22 protein-coding genes are annotated in these 22,838 nt (G+C 74.9%); 17 read left to right on the forward strand and 5 right to left on the reverse strand.

Features of this window, described 5'->3' with window-relative positions:
- Positions 1-30 precede the first annotated feature (30 nt).
- Entirely contained in the window at positions 31-399 is a 369-nt protein-coding gene (locus AB0C99_RS20015; RefSeq protein WP_362476608.1) for a BlaI/MecI/CopY family transcriptional regulator, read from the forward strand.
- Positions 396-1,313: a M56 family metallopeptidase gene (locus tag AB0C99_RS20020; RefSeq protein ID WP_362476610.1), complete on the forward strand. Its 918-nt coding sequence runs from the start codon at positions 396-398 to the stop codon at positions 1,311-1,313. The genes AB0C99_RS20015 and AB0C99_RS20020 overlap by 4 nt, the downstream gene beginning before the upstream one ends.
- 31 nt (positions 1,314-1,344) lie before the next feature.
- Here the strand turns inward: AB0C99_RS20020 and AB0C99_RS20025 are convergent, their stop codons facing one another.
- Positions 1,345-2,382 carry an NlpC/P60 family protein gene (locus AB0C99_RS20025; RefSeq protein WP_362476612.1) on the reverse strand — a complete coding sequence of 346 codons (1,038 nt, stop codon included), beginning with the start codon at positions 2,380-2,382 and terminating at the stop codon, positions 1,345-1,347.
- A gap of 316 nt (positions 2,383-2,698) precedes the next feature.
- Here AB0C99_RS20025 and AB0C99_RS20030 point away from each other — a divergent pair, with 316 nt between their 5' ends.
- Positions 2,699-3,079 carry a hypothetical protein gene (locus AB0C99_RS20030; RefSeq protein WP_362476614.1) on the forward strand — a complete coding sequence of 127 codons (381 nt, stop codon included), beginning with the start codon at positions 2,699-2,701 and terminating at the stop codon, positions 3,077-3,079.
- Positions 3,080-3,162: 83 nt separating this feature from the next.
- The gene (locus AB0C99_RS20035) at positions 3,163-4,755 is read left to right on the forward strand and encodes a multicopper oxidase family protein (protein WP_362476616.1); all 1,593 of its coding nucleotides are present in this window, start codon (positions 3,163-3,165) and stop codon (positions 4,753-4,755) included.
- A 79-nt stretch (positions 4,756-4,834) separates the two neighbouring features.
- On the opposite strand, the gene AB0C99_RS20040 is transcribed toward AB0C99_RS20035, so the two are convergent.
- Complete coding sequence (locus AB0C99_RS20040; RefSeq protein WP_362476618.1) at positions 4,835-6,154, reverse strand: MFS transporter; 1,320 nt, start codon at positions 6,152-6,154, stop codon at positions 4,835-4,837.
- A gap of 244 nt (positions 6,155-6,398) precedes the next feature.
- Between AB0C99_RS20040 and AB0C99_RS20045 the strand changes: the two genes are divergently transcribed.
- From AB0C99_RS20045 to AB0C99_RS20070, 6 genes are all read left to right on the forward strand, one after another.
- Entirely contained in the window at positions 6,399-7,811 is a 1,413-nt protein-coding gene (locus tag AB0C99_RS20045) for a rhodanese-like domain-containing protein (protein ID WP_362476620.1), read from the forward strand.
- An 85-nt stretch (positions 7,812-7,896) separates the two neighbouring features.
- Positions 7,897-8,499 (forward strand): rhodanese-like domain-containing protein, encoded by a 603-nt coding sequence (locus tag AB0C99_RS20050; protein WP_362476622.1) that lies wholly within the window; start codon positions 7,897-7,899, stop codon positions 8,497-8,499.
- Complete coding sequence (locus AB0C99_RS20055; protein WP_362476624.1) at positions 8,496-9,350, forward strand: sulfite exporter TauE/SafE family protein; 855 nt, start codon at positions 8,496-8,498, stop codon at positions 9,348-9,350. Before AB0C99_RS20050 ends, AB0C99_RS20055 begins: the two co-directional genes overlap by 4 nt.
- 60 nt (positions 9,351-9,410) lie before the next feature.
- A complete protein-coding gene (locus AB0C99_RS20060; protein ID WP_362476626.1) occupies positions 9,411-9,677 on the forward strand; it encodes a metal-sensitive transcriptional regulator in 267 nt (88 codons plus the stop codon).
- Positions 9,678-9,816: 139 nt separating this feature from the next.
- Positions 9,817-10,281: a hypothetical protein gene (locus AB0C99_RS20065; RefSeq protein ID WP_362476627.1), complete on the forward strand. Its 465-nt coding sequence runs from the start codon at positions 9,817-9,819 to the stop codon at positions 10,279-10,281.
- Positions 10,282-10,333: 52 nt separating this feature from the next.
- Positions 10,334-11,650 carry an MFS transporter gene (locus tag AB0C99_RS20070; RefSeq protein WP_362476629.1) on the forward strand — a complete coding sequence of 439 codons (1,317 nt, stop codon included), beginning with the start codon at positions 10,334-10,336 and terminating at the stop codon, positions 11,648-11,650.
- A 50-nt stretch (positions 11,651-11,700) separates the two neighbouring features.
- Here the strand turns inward: AB0C99_RS20070 and AB0C99_RS20075 are convergent, their stop codons facing one another.
- Together AB0C99_RS20075 and AB0C99_RS20080 are read right to left on the reverse strand one after the other, a co-directional pair.
- On the reverse strand, positions 11,701-12,339 hold the full coding sequence (locus tag AB0C99_RS20075) for a response regulator transcription factor (RefSeq protein ID WP_362476631.1): 639 nt from the start codon (positions 12,337-12,339) through the stop codon (positions 11,701-11,703).
- Positions 12,340-12,347: 8 nt separating this feature from the next.
- Complete coding sequence (locus AB0C99_RS20080; protein WP_362476633.1) at positions 12,348-13,583, reverse strand: histidine kinase; 1,236 nt, start codon at positions 13,581-13,583, stop codon at positions 12,348-12,350.
- A 197-nt stretch (positions 13,584-13,780) separates the two neighbouring features.
- Here AB0C99_RS20080 and AB0C99_RS20085 point away from each other — a divergent pair, with 197 nt between their 5' ends.
- From AB0C99_RS20085 to AB0C99_RS20110, 6 genes are all read left to right on the forward strand, one after another.
- The gene (locus AB0C99_RS20085) at positions 13,781-14,260 is read left to right on the forward strand and encodes a hypothetical protein (RefSeq protein ID WP_362476635.1); all 480 of its coding nucleotides are present in this window, start codon (positions 13,781-13,783) and stop codon (positions 14,258-14,260) included.
- Positions 14,261-14,330: 70 nt separating this feature from the next.
- Positions 14,331-14,492 (forward strand): hypothetical protein, encoded by a 162-nt coding sequence (locus tag AB0C99_RS20090; RefSeq protein ID WP_362476637.1) that lies wholly within the window; start codon positions 14,331-14,333, stop codon positions 14,490-14,492.
- Between the two features lie 65 nt (positions 14,493-14,557).
- Positions 14,558-15,151, forward strand: coding sequence for an RNA 2',3'-cyclic phosphodiesterase (thpR, locus tag AB0C99_RS20095; RefSeq protein WP_362476639.1), 594 nt, complete (start codon positions 14,558-14,560; stop codon positions 15,149-15,151).
- A gap of 102 nt (positions 15,152-15,253) precedes the next feature.
- On the forward strand, positions 15,254-16,231 hold the full coding sequence (locus AB0C99_RS20100) for a hypothetical protein (protein ID WP_362476641.1): 978 nt from the start codon (positions 15,254-15,256) through the stop codon (positions 16,229-16,231).
- Between the two features lie 210 nt (positions 16,232-16,441).
- Positions 16,442-18,313 carry an HSP90 family protein gene (locus AB0C99_RS20105; RefSeq protein ID WP_362476670.1) on the forward strand — a complete coding sequence of 624 codons (1,872 nt, stop codon included), beginning with the start codon at positions 16,442-16,444 and terminating at the stop codon, positions 18,311-18,313.
- A complete protein-coding gene (locus AB0C99_RS20110; protein ID WP_362476643.1) occupies positions 18,314-21,397 on the forward strand; it encodes a tetratricopeptide repeat protein in 3,084 nt (1,027 codons plus the stop codon).
- A gap of 60 nt (positions 21,398-21,457) precedes the next feature.
- Here AB0C99_RS20110 and AB0C99_RS20115 read toward each other — a convergent pair whose 3' ends face one another.
- Entirely contained in the window at positions 21,458-22,051 is a 594-nt protein-coding gene (locus tag AB0C99_RS20115) for a TetR family transcriptional regulator (protein ID WP_362476645.1), read from the reverse strand.
- A gap of 373 nt (positions 22,052-22,424) precedes the next feature.
- Between AB0C99_RS20115 and AB0C99_RS20120 the strand changes: the two genes are divergently transcribed.
- Complete coding sequence (locus AB0C99_RS20120) at positions 22,425-22,823, forward strand: RNHCP domain-containing protein (RefSeq protein ID WP_362476647.1); 399 nt, start codon at positions 22,425-22,427, stop codon at positions 22,821-22,823.
- Positions 22,824-22,838 lie beyond the last annotated feature (15 nt).

A 22,838-nucleotide genomic window follows, 5' to 3' on the forward strand; every position in this document is an offset into this window, starting at 1 on the left:
GTGCGGCCGCCGGTGCCGAAGGGAGCGGGCGTGCGTCAGTTGGGCGAGCTGGAGGCGGAGATCATGGACCGCCTGTGGTCCTGGGGCCGCCCCGCCACCGCGCGGGAGGTCCTCAACGACCTCACCAAGCAGCGGCCCCTCGCGTACAGCACCGTCAAGACCGTCGCCGACATCCTCTACGGCAAGGGCATGCTGACCCGCGAGAAGGACGGCCGGGCCTGGCTCTACCAGCCCACCTGCTCCCGCCAGCAGTACACCGCCGCCCGGATGCAGGACGCCCTGGAGGGCAGTCCCGACACCGCCGGCGTGATGGCCAGCTTCGTCGAGCAGATCACCCCCGACGAGGTGGAGGCCCTGCGCGCCGCGCTCCGTGCCGCCCGGCGCCGGGCCGAGTCGTGATCACCTCCGCCGTCCTGGCGGGCTACGCCCTGCTCGTCGGCGCCGCCTCGCCCCGCTACCTGGCCCGCGCCCGCTGGACCCACCGCGCGCCCGCCCTCGCCGTCGGCGTCTGGCTGCTCCTGATGCTGACGTTCGTCGTCTCCACCGCGCTCGCCGCCCACCACCTCGTGATGGCGGACCGGCACGTGCACGGCGGCCTGATCGGCCTGCTCAGCGCCTGCGGCCTCGGCCCGCACGGCACGCTCGCCGACAGCGCCGCCGACCCGGACGTGTGGGACGCCGCCGGGCTCGCCGCCGCGGGCGCCGTCGTCGCGCTGCCCCTCGTCTGGCTGCTGCGCACCGCGCGCACCGCCCGGGCCGAGCGCCGACGGCAGCTCGACACGCTGCGCCTGATCGGCCGCCCGGCACCCGCGTACGGGGCGACCGTCGTCGAACACCCCGTCGCCGCCGTGTACTGCCTGCCGGCCCGGCCCGCCCGCGTCGTCGTCACCCGGGGCGCCCTCGACGCCCTCGACGACGAGCAGCTCCGCGCCGCCCTCGCGCACGAGCGCGCGCACATCGACGGACGCCACCACCTGGTCCAGATGCTCCTGAGTGCCTTCGCCCGTGCCTTCCCCCGGCTCCCGCTCGCCCGGCACGCCCGCGAACAGGTGCTGCTCCTGCTGGAGATGGTCGCCGACGACCGCGCCCTGCGTCTGCACTCGCGCGAGGCCCTCGCGACCGCGCTGTGCGAGGTGGCCGCGGGCCGCGTACCTCGGCCCGCCCTCGGGATGGGCGGCCCGAGCGCCCTCATCCGGCTCCGCCGGGTCCTCACCCCGCAGCCCAGGCCGCACGGAGCGGCCCGCCTCGGCGTCGCCCTCGCGGCGGCCGGCGCCCCGCTGTTCCCGCTGCTCCTCGGCTGCGGGCCCTTCTGACCGCGCCCCGCGCGCGGGGGGGCGGGCGGGCTCAGAGCCGGACGCCCCACATGAACGGCATCCCGCTGCGCGCGATCGACTCGTAGCGGACCTGCGCCCCCGGCTTGGGGGAGTGCAGGATCTGCCCGTTGCCCGCGTAGAAGCCCACGTGGCTCAGGTCGGTCCGCATGATGATGAGGTCGCCGGGGCGCAGGGCGCTCAGCGAGTTGATCCGGGTGCCCACGTTCGCCTGCGCCTGCGAGGTGCGGGGGATGTTCACGTTCGCCTGCCGGAAGGCCCACGAGGTCAGCCCCGAGCAGTCGAACGACCCCGGGCCGCTCGCCCCCCACACGTACGGCATCCCGACCCGGCTCTGCGCCGCGGCGAACGCGGCGGCACCCCGTGAGGAGGCGCTCGCCTCGTTGCCGAGGTCCACGCGGGAGCTCGCCCGGTTGGCCCGGTCCTCCTTCGCGGCGATCTGCGCCCGCTCCTCGGCGGAGAGGGTGTTCATCAGCTTCTGCGCCTTCGCCAGCTTGCCCTGCACCTCCGCCTTCTTGCGGCGCTGCTCCCCGCGGGTCTCCTCCAGCTCGGCGAGCTTCCGCGCCGCCTCGGTCCGCTGCTGCTGGAGCTCCCGGCGCTGCGCCTCGAAGAGCTGGAGGGTGTTCACGTCGCGCTGGCTGAGCCGCTGCTGCAGGCTCGCGCGCTCCAGGAACGAGTCGGGGTCGGCGGAGAGCATCAGCTGCATCGACGGTTCGAGCCCGCCCCCTCGGTACTGCGCCGCGGCCAGCGAACCGACCCGGTCGCGCAGTCTGTTGAGCTCACCCTGCTTGCGGGCGGTGGCGTCCTGGAGGGAGTCCACCTGCTTCTGGAGCGTGTCGGCCTTCTCCTTGGCGCCGTTGAACTTCTCCGTCGCCTGCGTCGCCGCCTCGTAGAGCCGGTCGATCTCGGCCTGGACGCCCTTCTTCGTCGGGTCGGGCGCCGGGTCGGCCCACGCGGTCTGCGCGGACAGGGCGACGGCCGCCGCCGCGGTCGTCGTGAGCACGCCCGCGTAGCGGGGGCGGGAGGTCTTGGGACGGCGGTGGGACGCCACGATCGGCCAGCTCCTTCTTCCTCGGGAAGGCTCCCCCGGCCGGGGCCGGGGCACGGGGCCCGACAGGCGGCCGGAGGAGCGCTCGAATACTAAGCCGCTTAGCTGAATGGTGACAACCGGCTCCTGATCAACGGTTATCCACAGGCTGATCGGGGTGGGCGCGATGCCCGCTAGTCTGTGCCGTGACGTGAAAATGTGAATCCACTTAGCAGATTGGCCGGTGGCCGGTGGCCGGTGGCCGGTGGCCGGTAGTCGGTTAGCCGGCAGCTGCTGGACGGTGGTCGGTGGCGGATGGAGTCAGGGAGGGGGAGGCGGGATGGTACGGATCGGATCGCGGTGCGTGCTGGCGGTGCTGGTGCCGCTCCTGGCCGCCTTCGCCGTGCTCGTCCACCACGAGGCCGCGCCGCCCGGCGCGACGGCGTCCGCCGCGCGGGCCATGACCCAGGCCATGCCGATGGGCGCGGCCACGGCGACGGACGCGCACCCGGAGGCGAAGGCCGCCATGGGGGCCTGTCCCAGCCCCGGTTCGGGTCACTGCTCGGCCCCGGTCGGCGACCCGCCCACGTTCACCGCGCAGGCGCCCGGGGGCGCCGACCGCACGCACCGGCCCGTCAGCCCCGGCCGAGAGCCGATGTCCGGCCCCGCGTCAGGGCTCTCCCCACCCGCCCTCTCCGCCTCGTCCCGCCTGCGCATATAGGCCCCGCCTCCAGGCGGCGACCCGTCGTGCCGCCACGCGCGTACCGCTCCGCTTGCCGGTAATTCGAGACGAGGCATCACATCATGACGCGTACATTTCCCATCGACCGCCGCTCCCTCCTGCGCGCCGGACTCGGCGCGGCCGGCGCCGGCGCCCTCACCGCCTGCTCCGGAAGCGGAGGCGGAAGCGGTACGAGCAGGGGTACGGGCGCGGGCGGAGGCGCGGCGCTCGTCGGCGTCGGCGGGCCCGAGGTCGTCGCCGTCGAGAAGGCCCGCGGGGGCACCGGCACCGAGCGGCGGCACACCCTCACCGCCGCCGCGGCCAAGGTCGGTCTCGGCGCCGGGATCACCGCCAGGACCTGGGCCTTCGACGGCCGGGCCCCGGGCCGGGAGATCAGGATCGGCGCGGGCGACACGCTCGTCGCGGAGCTCTCCAACCAGCTCCCGGACCGCACCCCCACCTCCCTCCACTGGCACGGGCTCGCCCTGCGCTCCGACATGGACGGCGTGCCGCCCGTGACGCAGGCGGCAGTCCGGGCGGGGGCCTCGTTCACGTACCGGTTCATCGCCCCGGACCCCGGCACGTACTTCTTCCACCCGCACGTCGGGGTGCAGCTCGACCGGGGGCTGCACGCGCCGCTGATCGTGGAGGACCCGAGGGAGCCGTTGGCCTACGACACGGAGTGGGTGGTCGTCCTCGACGACTGGCTCGACGGCGTCACCGGCACACCGGACCGGGCGTTCGCGGAGCTCACACGGGGCATGGACATGGGCATGGGCGGCCATGACATGGGGGGCCACGGCACCGGCGGCGGCACGGACGCGCCGCCCGCCGCGACGGGGCTCATGCTGATGGGCGCCCGCAGCGAACTGCTCGGCGGTGACGCCGGGGACGTGGCCTACCCGCACCACCTCGTCAACGGCAGGGTCGCCGCCGACCCGGAGGTCCACCGGGGCAAGCCGGGGCAGCGGGTGCGCCTGCGGATCGTCAACGCGGGCGCGGACACCGCGTACCGCGTGGCGCTCGGCGGCCACCGGATGACGATCACCCACACCGACGGCTTCCCCGTGCGCCACGAGGTGGTGGACGCGCTGCTCGTCGGAATGGGGGAGCGGTACGACGTGCTGGTCACGCTCGCGGACGGCGTCTTCCCGCTCGTCGCCCTCGCCGAGGGCAAGGACGCCACCGGCATGGCCCTCGTGCGCACGGGCGCGGGCGCGCCCCCGGCCCCGACCGTGCGGCCGAAGGAGCTGGGCGGCCGGATCGTGACGGCGGACCGGCTGCGCGCCGCCGACGACGTACGGCTGGACACGGCGAAGCCGGACCTGGTGCACCGCATCGAGCTCGGCGGCGGCATGGCGAAGTACGACTGGGCCCTGAACGGCAGGCGGTTCGACATGAACGCCCCGGACACCGCCCCGCTGCTGATCGAGGAGGGGCGGCGGGTGCGCCTGGGGTTCGTCAACAGGACCGGCATGTGGCATCCGATGCACCTGCACGGCCACACCTACCAGTTGGGCGCCGACGGCCCCCGCAAGGACACCGCCATCGTCCTGCCCGGCAGGACCCTGGCCGTCGACTTCGACGCGGACAACCCCGGCCGCTGGATGCTCCACTGCCACAACGCCTACCACGGGGAGGCGGGGATGATGGCGCTCGTCGCGTACCGCGCCTGAGCCGGGGGCCGGGGCCGAGGGCTGAGGGCCGGGGGGGCCGGGGGCCGAGGGCCGGGGCCGCGCACCCGGGCGGCTCGGGTCAGTCCCCGGCGGCCCGGTCGCTCATCCACCGGGCCGCCAGGAGGCCCGAGGCGGCGGTGAGGACGGCGGCGACGAGGACGGTCGGGGCCAGGCCGAGGGTGTCGGCGAGGACACCGGCGAGGAGGGCCCCGGCCGCGTAGCCGAGGTCGCGCCAGAAGCGGTACGTGCCGAGGGCGTCGGCCCGCCAGGCCGGGTGCGCGCGGTCGGAGACGGCGGCGATCAGGGCCGGGTAGACGAGCGCGGTGCCGAGGCCGAGGCCGACGGCGGAGAGGAGTCCGGCGAGGAGGGGGCGGTCGAGGAGCGCGAGGGCGACGAGGAGTCCGGCGGCCTGGACCGACATGCCGGTGACCACGAGGGGTCTGCGGCCGATCCGGTCGGCCAGGTGGCCGGCCGGGATCTGGCCGAGGCCCCACAGGAGCGGGTAGAGCCCCTTGATCAGGCCGATCGCCGCGATGCCGAGGCCGCGGTCGGCGAAGAGGAGGGGGAAGACGCCCCAGGTGAGGCCGTCGTTGAGGTTGTTCACCAGGCCCGCCTGGCTCGCGCCGCGCAGCGAGCGGTCCCGCCAGGACGTGCGGGCGAAGACGGTCCAGAAGGACATGGGCCGCCCCGTTCCCGTTCCCGCTCGCGGCGGCGGGGCCGGGTGGCGGGAGAGTTCGAGGGCCAGGTGGGCGGCGGTGTCCTTGGCCAGGAGGGAGAGCGCGAGACCCGCGGCGACGAAGACGACGCCGACGAGCTCGGGGGCGGGTCGCAGCCCGTAGCGGGTGGCGAGGAAGCCGGTGAGCAGCGCGGACGCGCCGACGGCGACGTATCCGGCGGCCTCGTTCAGGCCGGTGGCGAGGCCGCGGCGGGCCGGGCCCACCAGGTCGATCTTCATGTTCACGGTCATCGACCAGGTCAGCCCCTGGTTCAGGCCGAGCAGCACGTTCGCGGCCACGATCCACCACCACGACGGCGCCCACGCCAGCGCGAACGGCACCGGCACACCGGCCAGCCAGCCCGCGAGCAGCAGCTGGCGGCGGCGGAAGCGGGCCGTGAGGGCACCGGCCGCGAGGTTGGTCAGCGCCTTGGTCAGGCCGAAGGCCACGATGAACGAGAACACCGCCAGATTGCCGGTGAGCCCGAACACCTCGGTCCCGATCAGCGGCACCGTCGTCCGCTCCAGGCCGACGAGCGCGCCGACCGCCGCGGTGACGAGGACGAGCAGGGCGAACTGCGCCCGGTTCTCCCGCAGCCCCAGACGCACCGCGCCGGGGGCGGGGGTGGGGCCGGGACCGGAGGCGGGAGGGGGCGGCAGGGTCGCGGCCGTGTGCCGGTTCATCTCGTTCCTTCGCCTTCGCCTTCGCTTCGCTTTGCCTTCGCGTCCGTGTTTCGGCTGGCCACAATACCCCCACCCGTATTCTGGAGATGTGACCCAGGATACCTAGGGGGGTATTTGACTCGCGAGGGTCGGGCTGCTTACGGTCGGATGCGTCGATACCCAGGGGGGTATCGACGTCCGATGCGTCCGCCCCCGCCCGCCCCGCTCAGGCGGCCGGACGCGCGTCCCCGATGGAGGAAACGTCGTGTTCTTCGCGCAGTACTACCTCGACTGCCTCTCCCAGGCGTCGTACATGATCGCCGACGAGACCACCGGCCAGGCCGTCGTCGTCGACCCCCGCCGCGACGTCTCCGAGTACCTCGCCGACGCCGCCGCCCACGGATTCACCGTCGTCGGCGTCATCAACACCCACTTCCACGCCGACTTCGTCGCGGGACACCTGGAGATGGCCGACAGCACCGGCGCCTGGATCGGCTATGGCCGCCGCGCCGAGACCGAGTACCCCATCCGCGCGCTCGCCGAGGGCGAGCGCGTCTCGCTCGGCGACGTCACGCTCCGGATCCTGGAGACCCCCGGCCACACCCCCGAGTCGATCAGCGTCCTCGTGTACGAGCACGCCGCCGACACCGTCCCGTACGGCGTGCTCACCGGCGACGCCCTGTTCATCGGCGACGTCGGCCGCCCCGACCTGCTCGCCTCCGTCGGCGTCACCGCCGAGGAGCTCGGCGCCATGCTCCACGACAGCGTCCAGCACAAGCTCATGGCCCTCCCCGACGAGGTGCGCGTGTTCCCCGCCCACGGGGCGGGCTCCGCCTGCGGCAAGAACCTCTCCACCGAGAAGTGGTCGACCATCGGCGAACAGCGCGCCACCAACTACGCCTGCGCCCCGATGAGCCGCGAGGAGTTCGTCGCGCTCGTCACCGCCGGACAGTCCGCCGCGCCCGGCTACTTCGCGTACGACGCCGAGCTGAACCGCAAGGAGCGGCTGCTGTACGACGCGGCGGCGCCCCGGCCGCTGTCCCTCGCCGAGTTCACCGCGCTGCGCCGCTCGGGCGCCGTCGTGGTCGACGCCCGCTCGCCGCAGGACTTCGCCAACGGGCACCTGCGCGGCGCGGTGAACGTGCCCGCCGAGGGCCGGTTCGCCGAACAGGCCGGCACCGTCCTCGACCCGGCCGACGAGCTGATCGTCATGGCCCCGGAGAACCGCGAGGAGGAGGTCGTCACGCGCCTCGCCCGCATCGGCTTCGACCGGGCCGTCGGCTACCTCCGCAACCCGGAGGACGCCCTCGCCGCGCTCGCCGACGAGGTCGCCCCCGCCAGCCGCCTGACCGCCGCGCACCTGCGCGCCGCCCTCGCCGGACCCACGCCGCCGCTCGTCGTCGACGTGCGCACCTGCGGGGAGCGCGGGGCCAACGGCACCATCGACGGCGCCCTGCACATCCCGCTGAGCGAGCTCCCGGCGCGGGCCGCAGAGCTGCCCGCCGACCGCCCCCTCGTCCTGCACTGCGCGGGCGGCCACCGCTCGTCCATCGCGGCGAGCCTGCTCCGCCACCGCGGCTTCGACGACATCTCCGACATCCTCGGCGGCTACGCGGCCTGGGCCCTGTCCAGCGAGTTCGCGGAGCAGGCCCCGGCTGCCGAGCCCGCCGGCGCCTGACCCGTACGCGCGCCCCGGCGCCCCGCGCCGCCGCCCTCTCCCCCTTTCGCTTCCCCTCACCCGTACCGACGCATTGGAGCCACCCATGGCCGAGAATCCCACCCCCTCCTCCGCAGCCCCCTCCTCTTCCTCCGTCACCCCCGCCGTCCTCCACGCGCTCTTCCGTGAAGGCCGGGCGCCGCGGCTGCTCGACGTGCGGACACCGGGGGAGTTCCGGACCGCGCACATACCCGGCTCGTACAACGTGCCCCTCGCCACCCTGCGCGAGCACCGCGCCGAGCTGCTCTCGCACCTGGACGAGGAGGTCGTGCTCGTCTGCCGCTCCGGCGCCCGGGCCACCCAGGCCGAGAAGGCCCTCGCGGAGGCGGGCCTGCCGAACCTGCGGGTCCTCGAAGGCGGCATGAACGCCTGGGAGGCGGCCGGCGCCCCCGCGAACCGGGGCCCCGAGCGCTGGGACATGGAGCGCCAGGTCCGCCTCGTCGCCGGCTCGATCGTGCTGGTCACCGGGCTCGTCGGCGTGTTCGTGCCGGGCGCGCACCTGGTCGGCACCGCGGTCGGCGCCGGGCTGACGTACGCGGCCCTCAGCAACACCTGCGCCATGGGCGTCCTGCTCTCCAAGCTCCCCTACAACCGGGGCCCGCGCACCGACATCGGCACCGTCCTCGCGGAGCTGCGGAGCACCCCGTGACCGTCCTCGTCCTCGCGGGCGCCCTGCTCGTGGGTGTCACCCTCGGCGTCCTGGGCGGCGGCGGCTCGATCCTGACCGTGCCCCTCCTGGTCTACCTGGCCGGGCAGGGCACGAAGGAGGCGATCGCGACCTCGCTGTTCGTCGTGGGCGTCACCAGCCTGGCCGCGCTCGTGCCGCACGCGCGCGCCCGGCGGGTGCGCTGGCGGACCGGCCTGCTGTTCGGCGCCTTCAGCATGGCGGGCGCCTACGGCGGCGGCCGGCTCGCGGAGTACGTCCCCGGCACGGCGCTGCTCATCGCCTTCGCGCTGATGATGCTCGCCACGGCCGCCGCGATGCTGCGCGGTCCGCGCCGGAACGCCGGGCCGGGGCCCCGGGAGCGCGAGCTGCCGGTGCGCCGGGTCGCGGTCGAGGGCCTCGTCGTCGGCGCGGTCACCGGCCTGGTCGGCTCGGGCGGCGGCTTCCTCGTCGTACCGGCGCTCGCCCTGCTCGGCGGACTGTCCATGAGCGCCGCCGTCGGCACGTCGCTGCTCGTCATCGCCATGAACTCGTTCGCGGGCCTGGCCGGGCACCTCGCCGGGGTGCGGATCGACTGGGGCCTGGCCCTGACGGTCACGGCCGTGGCGGTCGCGGGCAGCGCGCTGGGCGCGCGCTTCGCGGGCCGGATCCCGCAAGGGGTGCTGCGCCGGGTCTTCGGCTGGTTCGTCGTGGTGATGGGCGTCTTCGTCCTCACCCAGCAGCTCGGCGCGGGGCTGTGGACGCACCCGGCGACCTGGGGCGTGCTCGGCGCGGTGCTGCTGGCCGGGGGAGGCGCCGCGATGGCCGCCCGGTGGCGAATGAAAAGCAGCGGTTAGGGCGATTTGATACCCCTGGGGGTATCATGATGGGCGGGGGTGAGAGTGGAGGAGGTCTCCGTGCAGGTCGAAGAAGGGGCCGTGCGTCCCGTGCTGAACAGGCTGCGCCGCGCCCAGGGGCAGCTCACCGCCGTCATCGCGATGATCGAGGCCGGCCGCGACTGCAAGGACGTGGTCACCCAGCTCGCCGCCGTCTCCCGGGCCCTCGACCGGGCCGGGTTCAAGATCGTGGCGAGCGGGATGCGGCAGTGCCTCGCCGAGAGCGACACCGACGCCCCGCCCATGTCGGAGGAGGAGCTGGAGAAGCTCTTCCTCGCCCTGGCCTGAGCGGGCCCCGCGTTCACCTGTTCGGCGGATTCCATGTGGTTGCCGGACGGCTGCCCGAGGACGCTCGAACCAACCAGCGCGTCCAGGAGCACCCGGTCCGGCAGCACCAGGTCCAGGAGCACCGGAAGGGAACACGGGCATGAGCCAGCAGACAACGCCGCCTCCAGGAGCACCCCGGCACGGCCGGGACACCGACGGCTGGGTCGCGGGCGGGGTGGTGTTCGCGGCGGTGCTGATGCTGTGCGGCGGCGTCCTCGCGATCCTCCAGGGCATCTCCGCCGTGGCCGAGAACGACGTGTACACCCGCATCGGCTCGTACGTGTACGAGCTCAGCCTCACGAGCTGGGGCTGGATCCACATCGTCCTCGGCGCGCTCGTCGCCCTCACCGGCGCCGGGCTGCTCAAGGGCGCCACCTGGGCCCGCTTCACCGGCCTGCTCCTCGTCACCCTCAGCCTGCTCGCGCAGTTCCTCTTCCTGCCGTACGCGCCCTTCTGGTCGATCCTCATGATGGCGATCGACGTGTTCGTCATCTGGGCCCTCGCCGGCAGCCTCGACACCCCCGCGCGCGGCGGCCGGAACGGCGCCCGGACCGGCGGCCGCTGAGGAGGCGCGACCGGCTCCCCGGGGCTCGCGGCGGGGTTGTTAGCCTGCGGGCGTGAACGGGGAGAGCAGCGGGACACGTGTATCCGGATCCGGCCGACCGGTCTCGAGCCGCCCCCAACGGGCGCTCATCGCCGCCAGTTTCGTCAACCGGGTCGGCAACGGCCTCTTCAACACCGCCGCCATCCTCTACTTCACGCTCGTCGTCCACCTGCCCGCCGCGCAGGTCGGCATCGGGCTCACCGTCGCCGGTCTCGTCGGGCTGCTCGCCGGGATCCCCGCCGGAAACCTGGCCGACCGCCACGGGCCCCGCACCGTCTGGCTCGTCTCCTTCGGTGTGCAGGCCGTCGCCATGGCCGCGTTCGTCCTCATCGACGACTGGCTCACCTTCACCGTCATCGCCACCCTCGACCGGCTCGCGGCCACCGCGAGCGGCGCGGCGGGCGGCGCCCTCATCGCCCGCGCGGGCGGCGAGCACCCGGCCGCGTTCCGGGCCAGGCTCCGCACCTACGTGAACCTCGGCGTGGTCCTCGGCACCCTCGGCGCCGCCTTCGCCATCGCCGTCGACACCCGCGCCGCCTACACCGTCCTCATCCTCGCCAACGCCGCCAGCTTCGTCTGCGCGGGCGCCGTCGCCCTCTTCGGCGTGCCCGACTACCGGCCGCTGCCCGCGCCCGAGGGCCACCGCCGCTGGGCGGTCCTCGCCGACCGGCCGTACGTCAGCTTCGTCGCCCTCTACGGCGTCATGGGCCTGCACTACCAGGCCGTGTCGCTGCTCCTGCCGATCTGGCTCTCCGCCCACACCGACGCGCCCCGCTGGACGGTGGCGGTGGTCTACGCCGTCAACAGCGGCGTGTGCGTGCTGCTCCAGAGCCGCATCGGCTCCCGCGTGGAGACCCCCCGGCAGGGCGGCCGGGCCCTCCGCGTCGCCGGACTCCTCTTCCTGGTCAGCTGTCCCCTGATGGCCCTGACCGCCGACGTGCCCGCCTGGGTCGCGCCGCTGCTCGCCGTCCTCGCCGTCGTCGTGCACAGCCTCGGCGAGGTGTGGGAGTCCTCCGGCGGCTTCGCCCTCGGCTTCGGCCTGGCCCCCGACCACGCCCAGGGGCAGTACCAGGGCTTCTTCGGCATCGGCTTCGCCGCCGGACAGGCCCTCGCGCCCGCCGTCCTCACCACGGCGGTCCTCGGCCTCGGGCACGCGGGCTGGCTGCTGCTCGGCGTCTTCTTCGCCGCGCTCGGCGCGGCCGGCCCGCCGCTGGCCGCCTGGGCGGAGCGCACCCGCCGCCCGCAGGAAGCCCCGGGCAAGACCCCGGCCCCGGGCCCGACCACGGACCCGGACCCGGCCCGGGACCCGGACCCGACCCCGACGGCGTGACCCCGACGCCGTGACCGCGGGGCCCGCGGGCCCCGCGGAGCCCGCCGCAGTCAGCCCGCCACGCCGAGGAAGCGGAGCACGGCCAGCACCCGGCGGTGGTCGGCGTCCGCGCGGGGCAGGTCCAGCTTGGCCAGGATGCTGTTGATGTGCTTCGCGACGGCGCTCTCGCTCACCACCAGCCGAGCCGCGATGCCCGCGTTGGAACGCCCCTCCGCCATCAGCGCCAGCACATCGCGCTCGCGGGCCGTCAGCCGCTCCAGCGGATCGCTCGGCCTGCGCACCAGCAACTGCGCCACGACCTGCGGGTCGAGCGCGGTGCCGCCGTCGGCGACCCGCCGCAGCGCCTCCACGAACTCCTCCACGTCCGCGACCCGCTGCTTCAACAGGTAGCCGACCCCGCTCGTGTGGGCCGCCAGCAGCTCGGCCGCGTACCGCTCCTCCACGTACTGGGAGAGCAGCAGCACCGCCGTCTCCGGCCGCTCCCGCCGGATCGACAGGGCCGCCCGCACCCCCTCGTCCGTGAAGCCGGGCGGCATCCGCACGTCCACCACGGCGAGGCTCGGCCGGTGCTCCGCGACGGCGGCCAGCAGCCCCTCCGCGTCACCCGCCTCGGCCGCCACCTCGAAACCGGCCATCTCCACGACCTTGACCAGGCCGATCCGCAGCAGCACGGAATCCTCGGCGATCACGGCACGCCTCACCTCGGGCACGGCAACTCCACGTTCATCATGGTCGGTCCCCCCACGGGACTGCTCATCCGGAAAGTCCCGTCCACGGAGCCCACGCGCTGCGCGAGTCCCCGCAGGCCGCTGCCCCGGGACGGATCGGCCCCGCCCACCCCGTCGTCGGCGACCACCACCCGCAGTATCCCGCCCAGGCGGGTGACGGTCACCTCCGCCCGGGTCGCGTCGGGGGCGTGCTTGGCGACGTTCGTCAGCGCCTCCGAGACCACGTAGTACGCGACGGCCTCGACCGCCGACGCCGTCCGCGCCCCCGGGCCCGCGGGACCGGGCGGCAGGTCCACCCGCAGCCGCACGGGCAGCGGCGCCCGGGCCGCCAGGCCCGACAGGGCCGCGTCCAGGCCCCGTTCGTCCAGCACCGCCGGGTGCAGCCCCCGGACCAGGTCGCCGAGCTCCTCGATCGCCGCCTTCGCCTCCTCGTGCGCCGCCTCGATCACGGCCCGCGCCTCCGGCGGCAGGTCCTTCAGCGTCGCGCGGGCGATCCCGAGGTTGAGCGCCAGCGACACCAGCCGCTGCTGGGCGCCGTCGTGCAGGTCCCGCTCGATCCGGCGCCGTTCCGCGTCCGCCGCGTCGACGGCCCCGGCCCGGCTCTCGGTCAGGTCCGCGACCCGGCGCGCCAGGTCCTCGCGCGCGTCCGGCCCCAGCAGCCGCGGCCCGAGCACGGCCTCCGCGCGCACCAGGGCCCCCGCCAGCGCGGGCACCGCGGCGAGCGCGCCGAGCCCGGCCACCGTCACGTACAGCGCCTGGACCAGGTGCCCGGGGTGCGCGGCCCGCCACTCCGAGGGCACCGCCCAGATCCACCCGTACACCGTGCTCCCGGCCGCCCCGGCCAGCAGCAGCGCGAGCAGCAGCGTTTCGAGCGCGCCCAGGAACGCGCCGGTCAGGCAGTGGTAGCCGGCCTGCCGCAGCGGGCGCCGCCACCCCGGGCGGGCGATCCCGATGCCGAGCAGGCGCCGGAACCGCCGGATCTGGGCCTCCGTCAGCGCGGGCACGGCCAGGATCCCGAGGACGACGACGACCCCCAGGACGACCGGGGCGCTGGTGTCACCGCCGTCGACGACCTCCGCGAGGAGACCGGCGCCGACGAACAGCAGGAAGCCCATGAGGAGATGGAGCGGAGCCCCCAGGGCGAGGAAGGACGTGTCTCGGGCCGCGCGGGTCAGCGCGCGCCGCGTCCTGGGCGGGACCTTCATGATCCAACCGTACGGTCCGGAGCCCGCCGCCCGGAATGCGGCCGGCGTCCGCCGAGGGGGTGGCACCAGTGCCACCCCAAGTCTGAAACGGGTGCTAACGACGGGGGCGCGGGCGCGGGGGAGTGTGGATCACGGCCGGGACGCCCCCGGCCGGCCCGCTCTCCTCCTGCGATACCGGACCCCGAGAGGCTTTCGTCATGGCCCCGACCGCCACCCAGGCCGCCACCGCGCCCGCCGCCCCGACCGGCACCCCGGTCGTCGACGCCACCGCGGTGATCCCGCGTCAACGGACCGGTCGCGCACAGCGGTTCAGGGGACGGATCCTGTGCGGCGCCGGACTGGTCCTGCTGCCCTGGCTCGGCTATCTCGCGGGCACCCTGCCGCCCGCCGAGGCGGTGGCCTGGGTCGTCCTCGACGCCCTGGAGGCCGCCGCGCTCCTCACCGCCGGCACCCGGCTCCTCGCCGGCGACGCCCGGTACCGCGCCCCGGCGCTCGCGGCGGCCGTCCTCCTCGTCGCCGACGCCTGCGCCGACCTCGCCACCGCCGCCCCCGGCCCCGAACGGGCCGTGGCCCTGGCGATGGCCCTCCTCGCGGAACTGCCGCTCGCGGCCCTGTGCCTCTGGAGAACCGCTGGTCAGGGCCCCGGCCGGTGGGTGAGAATGGCCCCATGCCGGTAGCGACCCGCCCTCCCCAGACGTCCGAGCCAGCCCAGCCCCAAGGCGGGGCGGCTGGGAAAGGACTCGAACGATGGCACACTCACCGCACCGGCGCTGGAAGGGCTGCTGCCCGCTGTGCGCGCCGCACAAGGTGCGCGGCACCGGCCGCTCCGAGAAGGACCCGGCCGCCGTCCGGCGCGGCCTGGGCAAGTCCCGCAGGCTGACCCGCCGGGACCTGGGCGACCAGGACTGACCCACCGGGCCGGGTGAGGGCGAAGGCGGCGGCGACGCCGGGAACGACAAGGTACGAAAACCGCTGTGAACGAAGAGAACGGCGCGGCGACCACCCGCGTCTTCATCGCCCTCGCCCCGCCCGACGACGCCAAGGACGAGCTGGAACGGGAGCTGCTCCCCGCCTACGCGGCCCACCCCCGGATGCGCTGGAACCGCATCGAGGACTGGCACCTCACCCTCGCCTTCCTCGGTGAACTCCCCGTCGCCGCCGTACCGCCGCTCCGGGCGCCCCTCGCCGCACTCGCCGCCGCCCGCGCCCCCCTCGCGCTGGCGCTGCGCGGCGGCGGCCACTTCGACGAGCGCGTCCTGTGGAGCGGCGTCGACGGAGACCTCGAAGGACTGCACCGCCTCGCCGACGACGTCCGCGCCCTCGTGCGCGCCTGCGGCATCCCCTACGAGGGGCGCCCCCTGCGCCCCCACCTCACCCTGGCCCGCGCCCGCCGCGACGACCCGGCCGGCGTCGTCGACACCGCCGCCGCGCTCGCGGACTTCCGGGGCCGCACCTGGCACACCGACCGGCTCCACCTCGTCGGCAGCAACACGGGGCGCGGGCCCGGCCCGATCCGCTACCGCGACATCGAGGCGTGGAAGCTGGGCCAGGACGGCCGGGGAAACTGATGTGCGATTGTCGGTCACCCGTGATAGTCACTACTGCACCGGGCGGGAAGATCGCGGGACGATCGATGAGCCGCCCGTTCGGACATGGCAAGGGGTGGGGAAATGGCGTTGCTCCGTGATCTGGGGCTCACGCTGGGGAAATGGGCCGGCCGGCCCGGCCTGACACTGCAGAAGGACTCCGGCGATCCCGAGGTGCCGCGCGTACGCGAGGCCGCCGAGGCCGCGGACTGGCCGACGGTACGGGCGATCCTGGAGGCCCGGCCCGAGAGCGAGGACCGCACCGAGCTGCTCTGGGCCGTCGCGGACGCCGCCGGGGTGGAACGCTGGATCGATCCCGTGATCGAAGCCGAGCCCGACGCCCCGCTGCCGCGGCTCGTCGCCGGCATCCGGCACATCACCTGGGGCTGGGAGGCGCGGACCGACGCCCGCGCCAAGGACGTCTCGCGCGAGCAGTTCGACGTGTTCCACGCGCGGCTGCGCATCGCCGAGAGCCGGCTGTACGAGGCCGCCGAGCGCGAACCGGGCTGGACCTCGCCCTGGTACGGCCTCCAGGTCACCGGCCGCGGCCTCCAGGTCACCAAGGACACCGCGCGCCGCCGTTTCGAGGCCACCCTGCGCCGCGCCCCGCTCCACCTGGGCGCCCACCAGCAGCAGCTCCAGCACCTCTGCGCCAAGTGGAACGGCTCGCACGAGGAGATGCACGCCTTCGCCCGCGCCTCGACCTTCGGCGCGCCCGGCGGCAACCTGCTCGGACAGCTCGTCGCGTACGCGCACATCGAGCACTGGCTGGACCTCGACCGGGGCGAGGACGCCGCGTACATCTCCGGCCCCCAGGTCGCCGCCTCCCTCAACGAGGCCGCCGACCACACCTACCGGCACCCGGACTTCCAGCGGAACCGCGGCTGGCTGCCGCTGGTCAACACCTTCGCCATGGCCTTCTCGCTGGCCGGCGACCGGGCCGGCGCCCGCGAGTGCTTCCGCGCCGCCGAGGGCCGGGTCACCGAGGCGCCCTGGTACTACCTCAACGGCGACGACCCGACCGAGGCGTACCGCAAGATGCGCTCGCTGGCCGGTCGCTGACACCCGGAGGGGCGAAGCCCGGGGACACCGGGCCCGGGGAACCGGACCGCGTCCGGACCGCGTCCGGACCGAGCACGGCCCCGGGCCCGTCCCCGTCCCCGTCCCCGTATCCGGCGCCCCCGCCCCGCCCCTCCGCGCCCCCACATCTCCCTCCCGTACGCCCCGCCCGTCCCGCTCGCCCCGAGCGGTGGGCCCAGTGAAGGACTTCGCCTGTTGTCCCCTTCCGACGCCGAGACCGCGCACACCTTCCAGGTCGACCTGCGCGGCCTGGTCGACCTGCTGTCCCACCACCTCTACTCCAGCCCGCGCGTCTACCTGCGCGAACTGCTGCAGAACGCCGTCGACGCCATCACCGCCCGCCAGGCACTCGACCCGTCGGCACACGGCGCCATCACCGTGCGCACCGGTGACACCCTCACCGTCACCGACACCGGCGTCGGTCTGACCGAGGCCGACGTCCACCGCTTCCTCGCCACCATCGGGCGCAGCTCCAAGCGCACCCCCGACGGCGCCCTCGACGGCGCCGGGCTCGACGCGGCGCGCGGGGAGTTCATCGGACAGTTCGGCATCGGCCTGCTCGCCTGCTTCGTCGTCGCCGACGAGATCACCGTCCTCACCCGGTCCGCCGCCGAACCCGGCGCGCCCGCCGTCGAATGGCGCGGCCACTCCGACGGCCGCTACACCATCCGCACCCTGCCCGCCTCGGCCGTGCCCGAGCCCGGCACCACCGTGCGGCTCGTCCCGCGCCTCGACAACGCCGAGTGGACGAGCCCCGAGCGGGTCGTCGAGCTCGCCCGGCACTACGGCGGACTGCTGCGCCACGAGGTCACCGTCGTCGGCCCGCGCGGCGAGAGCCACCGCGTCAACGAGACGCCGCCCTGGGACCGTACCCACCGCTCCCCGCTGGCCCGGCGCGAGGCGCTGGCCGAATACGGCCGCGCCCTCTTCGACTTCACCCCGCTCGACACCATCGAGCTGGACCTCCCGGCGGCCGGCCTGCGCGGTGTCGCCTACGTGCTCCCCACCCCCGTGAGCCCCGCCCAGCGCGCCGGCCACCGCGTGCACCTCAAGGGGATGCTGCTCACCGACCAGGCCCCCGAACTGCTCCCGGACTGGGCCTTCTTCGTCCGCTGCGTCGTCGACACCACCAGCCTGCGGCCCACCGCCTCCCGCGAGTCGCTGTACGAGGACGGCACCCTGTCCGCCGTACGCGACGCCCTCGGCGAGCGGATCCGCGACTGGCTCACCGGACTCGCCGCGAGCGACCCGGCCCTCCTGCACCGCTTCATCGACACCCACCACCTCGCGGTCAAGGCACTCGCCCGCTACGACGACGAACTGCTCCGGATCGTGCTGCCCTGGCTGCCGTTCGAGACCACCGACGGCAACGTCACCCTGGAGGAGTTCGCGCGGACCCACCCGACCCTCCTGGTCACCCGGAGCGTCGAGGAGTTCCGCCAGGTCGCCCCCATCGCCTCCGCCGCCGGGCTCGGCGTCGTCAACGGCGGCTACACCTACGACCGCGACCTGGTGCACCGGCTCCCCGAGATCCGGCCCGGCACGAGCGTCACCGACCTCGACCCGGCCACCGTCACCGCCCACCTGGACGCCGTCGACCCGACCGCCGAGCTCCGCGCCGCCGGGTTCCTCGCCGTCGCGCGCGAGACCGTCGCCATCCACGACTGCGACGTCGTCCTGCGCGACTTCCAGCCCGTCACCGCCCCCGCGCTGCTCCTCGACAACCGCGAGGCCCGCCACGAGCGGACCCGGTCCCACCTCGCCGCCGACAGCGACGGCCTGTGGGCCGACATCCTGGGCTCCCTGCGGCACGAGACGCCCCGCGCGCAGCTCGTCCTCAACCACCTCAACCCGCTGGTCCGCCAGGCGATCACGATCGCCGAGCGCGGTCTGGCCGTCACGACCGCCGAAGCGCTGTACGGGCAGGCCCTGCTGCTCAGCCGCCGCCCGCTCAAGGCGAGCGAGAGCGCCCTGCTCAACCGCGCGTTCATCGGGCTGCTGACCCACGCCATGCACCACCCGGGCGGCGAAGCACCCGGCACCGAGCCCCGGAAGGAACTGTAGATGCTGGACACCCCCGAGGCCGTGCTGGAAGCGCTGCGGGAGAACCACGACCGCCCGCACGGCCTGCACCGCACCGTCACCGCCGAGGAGCTCGCCGAGGCGGCCGAGCCGTTCGACAAGCCCGACATGCTCATCACCGCACTGCTCGAACTCATGACGGCGTACGAGTACACCGGCGAGCACCGCAAGTCGCCCGTCGTCTTCGCCCGGCTGCTCAAGCTGTGGGACACCGCGCCCGAATCCTTCAGCGACTGGGAGGCCCACCAGGTCTTCTGGCGCTTCAAGTGGGTCACCACCTCGCTCCTCCAGGTCCCCGAGGTGCCGCTGGCCACCGTGCACGCCTGGATCGACCGGATGCGCTCCCGCTACGAGGCGGCCGGGCACGGCATGCAGCCGGTGGCCGCCATGCGCTACCACGTCGCCGTCCACACCGGCACCGACGTCGCCGACGCGTACGACCTGTGGGCGACCCGCGGCCGCACCCGGCTCAGCGACTGCGAGGCGTGCGAGACCCGCCACCTCGCCTGGCACCAGGTGCTGGCCGGCGACGACGCCGGGGCCGTCGACAGCTGGGCCCCCGTCCTCGCGGGAGCCCAGTCCTGCAGCGAGGAGCCGCAGGCCAGCCAGGCCCGCGTGCTGCTGTCGCTGCTCCGCGAGGGCCGCACCGACGAGGTCCGCTCCCACCACCTCACCGGCTACCGGCAGGTCCGCGGCGGCACCGGCACCCAGGAGGAGGTCGGCCTCCACCTGGAGTTCTGCGCCCTGTCCCGCAACGAGGGCCGCGGCCTGGAGATCCTGGCGGAGAACCGGCCGCTGTTCGAGGCCACCGGCGCCCCGCTCGCCCACCTCGAATTCCTCACCGGGGTCGAGGTGCTGGTCGCCCGCCTGGTCGAGGACGGGCACGCGGACACCGTCGTCGCCGGCCCGCCCGGCCGCGGCTGGACGGCCACCGGGCTCCTCGCCCACGTCCGTACCGAGGCGGACCGGCTGGCCGCGGCCTTCGACGCGCGCAACGGCACGACCGCCGTGGGCGACCGGCGCGCCGAGCGGCTCGCCCGCAAGCCGCTGGTCGACGCCCCGCTGCCGCTGGGCCTGCGCTCGTCCGGCGCGGTCGGCACCGCGCCCAAGCCCGCGCCGCCGAAGAGCGCCGCCGTCGCGGTCCCCGACGACTTCGCGGCCCTCGTCCGCGAGGCCCGCCGCCTGTCGGCCGACGGGCACCCCACGGCCGACCGGCTGTGGACGGCCGTCGAGGAGCGCGTCGCCGCCGGCACGGCCGAGCACACCGACGACCTCGGCCCGGAGGCGCTCCTCCAGGCGGAGTGCGCCGAACACCGCGCCGCCGAGCTCGGCAACGCCGACCATGACGACGAGGCCGTCGTCGAGATGGAGCGGGCCGCCGAACTGTACGGCGAGCTCGGGATGCGCTGGCACGAGCTCTCCGTACGCACGCGGGCGGTGGCCTGGGGAACGAAGCTGGGGGAGCAGGAGCAGGAGCAGGAGCAGGCGGCGGAGCGGGATTCGGCCACGGGGTCGGGCGCCGAGGGCACTGATTCGGCCACCGAGTCCGCCACCGAGTCGACCACCGAGTCGGCCACCGATTCCGCCACCGGGTCGGACGAGTCCGCCATGTGGGCCCGTCTCGACGGCTTCCTGGCGGAGGCGGAGCTTCTGAAGGCGCAGGCCCCGTTCTCGGGCGAGCACCCGGGGGCGGGGGAGACCGGCTCCGCCGAGGCGGTCGGCCGGGAGCGGGTCCTCGAATACCTCTCGGTGCTGAGCGGTTACGCGTTCGCCGCCTACAAGGCGGTGGCGCGCCGGCACCCCGAGGCTCCCGAGGCCGTGCGGCGCCGGTTCGACGACAGCGTCGGCGTCCTGATCACGGAGGCGGAGCGTCATGCCGTCCCGCACCAGCTCGCCAACGCGCGGCAGTACATCGCGGACCTGAGCGCCCGGAACGGCGAGTTCGAGCGTGCCGAAGCGGATCTCCGCGAGGCCCTGAAGCTGGTCGAGGCCGCCGGGCGGCCCTGGCGCGGCTCGCGGCCGCGCGCCCTGCTCGCCCAGGTCCTCATGGGCCGGGGGCAGCGCGAGGAGGCCGTGGAGCTGCTGCACCAGGCGATCGCCGACGCCGTGCGGCACGACGAGACCGACTTCCCGCTGGCCCCCACGTACTCCCTCCTTGGGCACGCGCTCTCACACCTCGGCGACACCGCGGGCGCCGTCCGGTACATGTCGGAGGCGGCGGCGCGCTTCGACCAGGCGGACGAGCAGGAGGAGGCGTCCGAGACACGGCTGCGCCTCGCCGACGTCCTGACCCGCGACGGGCGGCACGCCGACGCGGTCGCCGTCCTCGAATCGGTCCTCGCCGACGAGCGGACGACCGGCCTGGACGAACCCGTCCTCGCGCAGGCGCGCCTGAACCTGGCGCGCGGCCTGCGGGAGCTGGAGGAGTACCTGGCCGCGGCCACCGAGTTCCTGCGGCTCGCGGACACCGTGGCGGCGTGGGAGGAGGACCGGTACGTCCACACCCTGGTCGCCGCCGAGGCCGCCACCACGCTGGCCATGGCCGACCGCTGGGAGCAGGCCGACGCGGCGTACGAGCGGGCCGTCGAGGCGCACGCCGAGGCGCCGAACCCGCCGGTCATCGCCGAGATGATGCGGGAGTTCGCCCGGCTGACGATGCTGGCCCAGGACGCCGAGGGCGTCGAGACGGCGCTGGCGCACCTGACCCGCGCGGACGCCCTCGTGGCCGCCGCGGCGGCGGAGGGGAAGGCGGAGTTCTCCGTCTGGTACGAGACGGGCTCCGTCCACTACCGGCGCTCCCGGGTCCTCGCCGAGGCCGGCCGTTTCGACGAGGCGCTCGTCGAGGCCCAGGCCGCGATCGACGCCCACGAGGAGGGCGGGGAGCACGGCGAGATCCCGCGCGCCGAGGCCGTACGGATCGCCGCCCTGATCGAGGGCAACGGCCTGGAGAAGTTCAACGACGCCATCACCCGCCTCACCGCGGCCGCGGCCCGCTGCCGCCACGCGGGGCTCGACGAGGCGGCGCAGATCCTGGACGCGCTGCGGCAGGAGTACCTGTCGCGCTAGGAGTGGCGCGTTAGGGGCGCGCGGGGGACGGGACGGCCCGTTCCCCGCGCGCCCCGGCCGTCACGGGCCGCCGGGCACCCCGTCGAGGGCGGCTACCGCCAGGCGTACGGCGCGGGCGGTCACCGCGGTGTAGTCGGCGCCGCCCTCCAGCGCGGTCGTCGCGGCGTTCACGAAGCCCTGGAGGAGGCGCGCGGTGAGCAGCGGCGCGTCGTCGCCGAGCTCCGCGAGGGCTTCGACGAGCGGTGCGAGCAGCGCCCGGTGCGCCTCCTCAGCGCCCGCGCGCAGGGCGGCCGTGTCCCGCGCGTCGGCGGAGGCGCGGGCGACCCGGTGCTCGCCGTCGCGGACCATCTCCAGCTGCGCGGTGACGTAGGCGGCGACGCGGTCGCGCGGGGCGTCCCCGGCGGCGGCCAGCGCGGTGCGGATGCGCTCGGTCCAGCGCGGCGCGGCCTCCCGCACCACCTCGGTCAGCAGGTGCTGCCGGTCCGGGAAGTACTTGTAGACGCTGTTACGGGCCAGCCCCGTGCGGCGCGCCACCTCGGCGAACGTGACCCGGGAGGCGTCGCCCTCGGCGAGCAGCTCCCGCGCGGCGTCCAGCAGGGCGGCACGCTGCTGGGTGCGGTGGTCGGCGACCGTGGCAGCGTGGATCTTGGGCACGGCCTCAGTCTAGGTCCTGTCGTCGGACTCCCGTCGTCGCCCGGAGGCCGCCCCCGCGGCGTCTAAATGCGTTGACGGCCCCGCCCGGTGCCTTGTTAGCCTGCGGGGGTCGTAGTGATTCGTTTCCGCTCCAGGGCCTCCGCGCCCGCATGAAGAGGGTGTCTTGATGTCCCGGACCGCGCCGAGTGCGCCTCGCCGCACCGCGTAACCGTCCGCTGTTTTCCGCCGCCCGTCTCCTCTGGCGGCTGCCGGACGCGTTCTCCGGTGTTCCGACCTGCCCGCCCGCCGTTCCACGGTGGCCTCGGGCCGACTCCTGACGAGGCCGCTCGGCCTGCTCTTGCTGTCATGACGACTTCTCAGCAAGGAGCACCGGGTGTCCAGCCACACCTCCAGCCACACCTCCAGCAACTCCCACTCCAGCCACACCCACACTCTCAGCCTCGGCACCTTCCCCTGCGCCTGGTGCGGGCTGACCGTGTCCGCGTACGCCCCCGACGGCGCCCCGCGCAACCACTGCCCGTCCTGTCTGCACTCCCGGCACGTCCTCGACCACGTCGAGGGCGGTCCCGGCGACTGCGCGGGCCGGATGTCCCCGATCGCCATCGCCGTGCTCCGCACCGGCGACTGGATGGTGATCCACCGCTGCGTCCGCTGCGACGAGCTGACCTCGAACCCGGTCCACACCGACGACAACCAGCTCATCCTCATGCGCATCGCGGTCCGCCCGCTGGCCCAACCGCCCTTCCCGCTCGAAGCGTTCGGAACCCTCTGACCGCCCGAAGAGAAG

Source organism: Streptomyces sp. NPDC048659, from assembly GCF_040650575.1.
Taxonomy (GTDB): domain Bacteria; phylum Actinomycetota; class Actinomycetes; order Streptomycetales; family Streptomycetaceae; genus Streptomyces.